The sequence below is a fragment of the Streptomyces sp. YIM 98790 genome (assembly GCF_011421595.1).
Lineage (GTDB): Bacteria > Actinomycetota > Actinomycetes > Streptomycetales > Streptomycetaceae > Streptomyces.
Genome location: NZ_WTLH01000269.1, coordinates 1 through 5,844 on the forward strand (window position 1 = coordinate 1; position 5,844 = coordinate 5,844).

Annotated in this window: 5 protein-coding genes; 4 read left to right on the plus strand and 1 reads right to left on the minus strand. The window is 73.0% G+C overall.

The annotated features are described in order from the left end of the window. Positions 1 to 181 precede the first annotated feature (181 nt). The 3 genes from GQS09_RS26365 (at position 182) to GQS09_RS26375 (ending at position 3,098) form a co-directional block, all read left to right on the plus strand. Positions 182 to 1,408, plus strand: a complete 1,227-nt coding sequence (locus tag GQS09_RS26365) for a S1C family serine protease (protein ID WP_165990050.1) — start codon at positions 182 to 184, stop codon at positions 1,406 to 1,408. 341 nt (positions 1,409 to 1,749) lie between these two features. Continuing rightward, a complete protein-coding gene (locus GQS09_RS26370; RefSeq protein ID WP_165990053.1) occupies positions 1,750 to 2,295 on the plus strand; it encodes a sec-independent translocase in 546 nt (181 codons plus the stop codon). A 161-nt stretch (positions 2,296 to 2,456) separates the two neighbouring features. Beyond that, positions 2,457 to 3,098, plus strand: coding sequence for a hypothetical protein (locus GQS09_RS26375; RefSeq protein ID WP_165990051.1), 642 nt, complete (start codon positions 2,457 to 2,459; stop codon positions 3,096 to 3,098). 136 nt (positions 3,099 to 3,234) lie between these two features. On the opposite strand, the gene GQS09_RS26380 is transcribed toward GQS09_RS26375, so the two are convergent. Further along, complete coding sequence (locus GQS09_RS26380; RefSeq protein WP_165990052.1) at positions 3,235 to 4,404, minus strand: Mrp/NBP35 family ATP-binding protein; 1,170 nt, start codon at positions 4,402 to 4,404, stop codon at positions 3,235 to 3,237. A gap of 571 nt (positions 4,405 to 4,975) precedes the next feature. Between GQS09_RS26380 and GQS09_RS26385 the strand changes: the two genes are divergently transcribed. Beyond that, the gene (locus GQS09_RS26385) at positions 4,976 to 5,749 is read left to right on the plus strand and encodes a hypothetical protein (protein WP_313896344.1); all 774 of its coding nucleotides are present in this window, start codon (positions 4,976 to 4,978) and stop codon (positions 5,747 to 5,749) included. The last annotated feature ends 95 nt before the right edge of the window (positions 5,750 to 5,844 follow it).

The window sequence follows — 5,844 nt, forward strand, 5'->3', positions numbered from 1 at the left end:
TGCCCCCCATCCCGGTGCCCCCGGCGCCGGGACCCCCGCCGGGGGCACGCAGCCGCCGCCCGGCACGGGCACGTATCCCGCTCCCGCCCCTGCGCCCGGCGCGGCTCCGGCCACGGCCGGAGCCGCGCCGGGCGGCGGATACCCCGGTGGCGGACAGGGCGGTTTTCCCGCGGTGCCGGGGATGCCGGAACTTCCCGGGGAGCCGCTGCGGCGGTACGACCCGTGGTCCGCGGCGGCGGCCGCGCCCGCCGGTTACGGCGGCTACCCGGCACCGGGCCCGGTGCCGGGTGAGGGCGCCCCGCGCCCGCGCCGCAGCCCGCTGGTGGCCGCCGCCCTGGTGGTGGCGCTGGTCTCGGGTCTGGCCGGCGGCGCGGTCGGCGTCTACCTGGAGCGGAACGGCAGTCTCGGGGAGCAGGTCACGCTGCCCCAGGTCAGCGTCGCGGACCGCACCGCCGAGCCGGGCACCACCGCGGGCATCGCCGAGGCCGTGCTGCCCGGCGTGGTCACCATCCATGTCCAGGGCCGGGACGCGGCCGGCACCGGCACCGGCTTCGTGCTCGACGCGCGCGGCCACATCCTCACCAACGCCCATGTCGTGGACCCGGCAGGCGGCTCCGGCCAGATCCAGGTCACCTTCAGCAGCGGTGACAGCGTCGACGCCGAACTGGTCGGCTCGGACAGCGGCTACGACCTGGCGGTGCTCAGGGTGGACCGCGTCTCCGGCCTGCAGCCGCTGCCGCTCGGCGACTCCGAGGCCGTCCACGTCGGCGACCCGGTGGTCGCGGTGGGCTCTCCCTTCGACCTGGAGGGCACCGTCACCTCCGGCATCATCAGCGCCAAGGACCGCCCCATAACGGCCGGCGGCCACACCGACGGCTCGGACATCAGCTACGTCAACGCCCTGCAGACCGACGCGGCCATCAACCCCGGCAACTCCGGCGGCCCGCTGGTCGACCTCCAGGGCCTGGTCATCGGCATCAACACCGCCATCCGCACCCCCGACCTGATCGGCGGACCGGACGGCGAGGGCCAGGGCGGCAGCATCGGCCTCGGCTTCGCCATACCGGTCAACCAGGCCAAGCGGGTCGCCGAGGAGCTGATCAACAACGGTTACGCGGTCCACCCGGTGATCGGCGTCCGGCTGGACGGCGCGTACGAGGGCGAGGGCGTCCGCGTGGCCGGCAACTCCGGCGGACCGGCCGTCGACCCCGGAGGCCCCGCCGACCGCGCCGGCATCCGGGAGGGCGACGTCATCACGGCCGTGGACGGCGGCCGGGTGCTCAGCGCGCACGAGCTGATCGTCAAGATCCGCTCGCACCGGCCCGGCGACGCACTGGAGCTGACCATCGAGCGGGACGGCGGCCGGCTGGACGTGACCGTCATCCTGGGCGAGGCCACCAGCTCCTGACCCGCCCGGACACCCGGGGACACGGTGAACATCCGTGCCGTGGCCGGGCGTCGTCCGGGCGACGCCCGGGCGACGCCCGGACGACGCGTACGCCGGGCGGCCACGGGAGGTATCCGGCGGGCAGTACGGCCGGGTACCGTTGCAGACGCCCAGTAGGTGAGCGCTGAGGGAGCGGTCTGGTGTTCTTCGACATAGGGTCCATTGAGTTCATCGCGCTCATCATCCTGGCCATCCTCGTCTTCGGCCCGGACAAGCTGCCCAAGTTCCTCCAGGACGCCGCACGGGTGCTGCGCAAGGTGCGGGAGTTCTCGGAGAACGCCAAGCGGGACATCCGTGAGGAGCTGGGCCCCGAGNTAGGGTCCATTGAGTTCATCGCGCTCATCATCCTGGCCATCCTCGTCTTCGGCCCGGACAAGCTGCCCAAGTTCCTCCAGGACGCCGCACGGGTGCTGCGCAAGGTGCGGGAGTTCTCGGAGAACGCCAAGCGGGACATCCGTGAGGAGCTGGGCCCCGAGTTCAAGGATTTCGAGTTCGAGGACCTCAACCCCCGCAACTTCGCCCGCAAGCACCTGCTGGACAACGACGAGCTGGGGCTGAAGGAGCTGCGCAGCAGCGTCGACGTGCGCAAGGAGCTGACCGAGGTCGCGGACGCGGTGAACGGCCGCGCCCCGGCCGCCCGGCACCGCACCGGCACCGGCACCGGCACCAGCAAGGCCAACGGTTCACCGGGAGTGAGCCTGGACAAGGACAGGGACACGGACAGCGGCCCGGGCCCGGGAACCGGTACCGGCACCGCCGCCGGCAAGGACCCGGACGGCGCGACCGGGAGCGGCACGGGGGGCGCGGCGCAGACCGATCCGCCGTCGTTCGACACCGACGCGACATGATGCATCTGACACTGCGTGCCACCTGACCGGGATCAGGGGCGCATTTGGGCGCATTTAATACGTATTGCTCCCCGGTGCTGCCCGAAAGGCGGGGCCCGGGTGGCTATCCTCACGTGTGTCCCGGGTCTGCCCGGGCGCACGTGAGGAAGGGACGTCCGCACATGGAGACCACCAGTCGGGCTGAACCGCATACCGCGCGGGGGGTGCCCACGGCCCGCAGGGCCGTGGCCGGATTTCTGCAAGCAGGCTTTCCCTGGTACGGCCTCGACGACGCGTTCACCGGCCCCCGCTGGCTGGGCAGCGTCGGCGCGGCCGCCGACGGCTCGGTCGAGCACGGCTCGGTCGGGCACGGGGACGAGCCGTCCATTCATGGTGAACTGAGCGACGACGACCAGCGTTTCGCCGTGGTCGTCACCGTGGCCAGCCGTCCGGTCCGGCGCAGCCCGGACGGCACCGGCGTACTGGAGGCCACCTCGGTCTCCTCCGCCGCCTGGCTGGCCGGTTCGGGGCTGCTGTCCCGCACCTGGCCGTCGCAGCTCGAACGCGCGCTCCGCCAGGACTGGCTGGAGCAGCAGACCGCCCTTGCGTGGGATCTGGCCGACAGCCTGGACGGCGGCGGCTGGACCACGCTGACGCTGCCCGTCGACAGCGAGCCCACACCGTTCCACTACCGCGAATCCGACTATGGCTGGGTTCTGGCCGGCCAAGCCGCCAGGGGGGTGCACCTCGGGGCATACGGGCGCGGCATGAGCGCCTACGGCCTCGGCTTCGCCGTCATCAAGGACATCGAGACCTACGCCTGACCGCGTACCTCCGGTGCCCTCCGTACACCAGGGCCCGCGGGCCGATTCCCGCGGGCCTGTGCTGCGTCCGGCCCCCGGTGCCCGCACCCGGGGCCGTCCGCTCCCCGGAGCGCGCAAACCCCGGAGCCGCGGAGGCTCAGAACTTGTTCCGCGGGGTGATGCCCAGCGACAGGCCGGACAGGCCGCGCTGGCGGGACCCGAGCGCCGCGGCCACCTCGCGCAGCGCCGCGCCCGCCGGGGAGTCCGGATCGGTGAGCACCACCGGCTTGCCCTCGTCGCCGCCCTCGCGCAGCCGCACGTCGATCGGGATCCTGCCCAGCACCGGGACGTCGGCGCCGGTGGCCCGGGTCAGCCCCTCGGCGACCCGCTCGCCGCCGCCGCTGCCGAAGACGTCGACCATCTCGTCGCAGTGCGGGCAGGGCAGCCCGGACATGTTCTCCACCACGCCCACGATCTTCTGGTGGGTCTGCACCGCGATCGAGCCGGCCCGCTCGGCGACCTCGGCGGCCGCCTGCTGCGGCGTGGTCACCACCAGGATCTCGGCACCCGGGACGAGCTGCGCCACCGAGATGGCGATGTCCCCGGTGCCGGGCGGCAGGTCGAGCAGCAGCACATCGAGGTCGCCCCAGTAGACATCGGCCAGGAACTGCTGCAGGGCGCGGTGCAGCATGGGGCCGCGCCACACCACCGGGGCGTTGCCCGGGGTGAACATGCCGATGGAGATCACCTTCACGCCGTGCGCCGACGGCGGCATGATCATGTTCTCGACCTGGGTCGGCCGGCCGTCCGCGCCCAGCATGCGGGGCACCGAGTGGCCGTAGATGTCGGCGTCCACCACGCCGACCTTCAGGCCGTCCGCGGCCAGCGCGGCGGCCAGATTGACCGTCACCGAGGACTTGCCCACGCCGCCCTTGCCGGACGCCACGCAGTACACCCGGGTGAGGGAGCCGGGCCGGGCGAACGGGATCTCCCGCTCGGCCTGGCCGCCGCGCAGCGCCGCGGCCAGCTCCTTGCGCTGCTCGTCGCTCATCACGTCCAGCTCCACGCTGACCGCGGTCACGCCGGGGACGGCGCGCACCGCCTCGGTCACCCGCTGGGTGATGGTCTCCCGCATCGGACAGCCCGCGACCGTCAGGTAAACGCCGACCGACACCGCTCCGTCCGGGCCGATGGCCACCGATTTGACCATGTTGAGCTCGGTGATGGGGCGGTGGATCTCCGGATCGTTCACCGTCGCGAGGGCGGCGCGCACCGCGTCCTCGGCCGGCGCGCCGGCCTGGGTGGCGGCGGGGGTGTCGGTAGCCATGCACCCGATGGTACGGGTCCCGGCGCGGTCCGCGGCGCCGGGCCGGGCGGCGGCGTCCGCGGGCGGTATGGCCCGGAACGTCCGCCGCCCGGAGGCGCCCGCGCAACGCCGCACCGAGCTGGTGTGGCGGACCGGCCCTGGGTTGCGCGCGGCGCGCCGGGTACGCTCCCCCGCAGCATCGTGGCAGCGGGTCCTGACGGGGCCGGTGCGCCGGGACGGTGCCGTCGTGCCGGCCGGGTGCTTCCGTGACCCGTGTGGTCACCGGTGGCCACGGGGAACGGAAGAGATCCGGACGAGCCCGAAGAACGACCGGAAGTACCACCGGAAGTACCACCGGAAGTACCACCGGAAGAATCACCGGAAGAATCACCGGAAGAAGAGGAGTTGCGGCCGAGGTGTCTGCGCGTGTCCGCCGCTGGCGCTCCGTGATCACTGGTGCCCTCTGTGCCGGGCTGGCGGCGATGAGCGCCGCCTGCGGCTCCCCGGACCCGGACGAGGGCNAAGTACCACCGGAAGTACCACCGGAAGAATCACCGGAAGAATCACCGGAAGAAGAGGAGTTGCGGCCGAGGTGTCTGCGCGTGTCCGCCGCTGGCGCTCCGTGATCACTGGTGCCCTCTGTGCCGGGCTGGCGGCGATGAGCGCCGCCTGCGGCTCCCCGGACCCGGACGAGGGCACCAACGGGCTGGCCAAGCACCCGCCCGAGACCATAGAGGAACGGGCGCTGGACGCCGCCCACGAGGCCGTCACGGTGCGGCTCTCCGGCAGCGTGGTGGCCGACGGCAGATCCTTCCGGCTGGACATGCGGCTGGGTCCCCAGGGCGGGATCGGCGAGGTGTCGACCGAGGGGATGACCTTCGAACTGCTGAGAGTCGGCGAGGACCTCTTCATCAAGGCCGACGAGTCGTTCTGGGAGTACCAGCAGGAGGACGGCGAGGAGAGCGATCCGGACATCGACCCGGCCGGGAAGCTGGAGGGCAAGTACGTCAAGGTGGCCCCCGAGGACCCGGCGTACCAGCGGCTCAGCGGCTTCACGGACAAGAACGCCATGCTCGACGGGCTGCTGGTGATGGAGGGCGAGCGGGAGACCGGTGAGCGCGGCGAGATCGGCGGGGTGAAGACCATCCAGGTGGTGGCGGGCGGCGGCCAGGGCGGGGTGCTGGAGGTGTCCCTGATCGGCGAGCCGTATCCGCTGCGGCTGGCGCGCGGCGGCGACGCGGGCGAGGTGAGGATGGCGGACTGGAACCAGGAATTCACCCTGCGTGCGCCCAAGGAGGAGCAGATCGTCGACTACGGCGACAAGGTGCTCCCGGACACGGACTCCGGCGGCGCCGAGGAGGGCTAGCTGCTCTGTCCGGGGCCCCGGCGGCCGGGCGCCCGCCGGCGGGCCGGCAGCCCGCTGGGCACCGGGCCGCGGGTGACGGCCGGCGTGGGCAGCGG

Excerpts from the sequence above, each read along its gene's own strand:
- GQS09_RS26365 (WP_165990050.1), top strand. The coding sequence starts at position 182 with ATGCCGGAACTTCCCGGGGAGCCGCTGCGGCGGTACGACCCGTGGTCC.
- GQS09_RS26375 (WP_165990051.1), top strand. The coding sequence starts at position 2,457 with ATGGAGACCACCAGTCGGGCTGAACCGCATACCGCGCGGGGGGTGCCC.
- GQS09_RS26380 (WP_165990052.1), bottom strand. The coding sequence starts at position 4,404 with ATGGCTACCGACACCCCCGCCGCCACCCAGGCCGGCGCGCCGGCCGAG.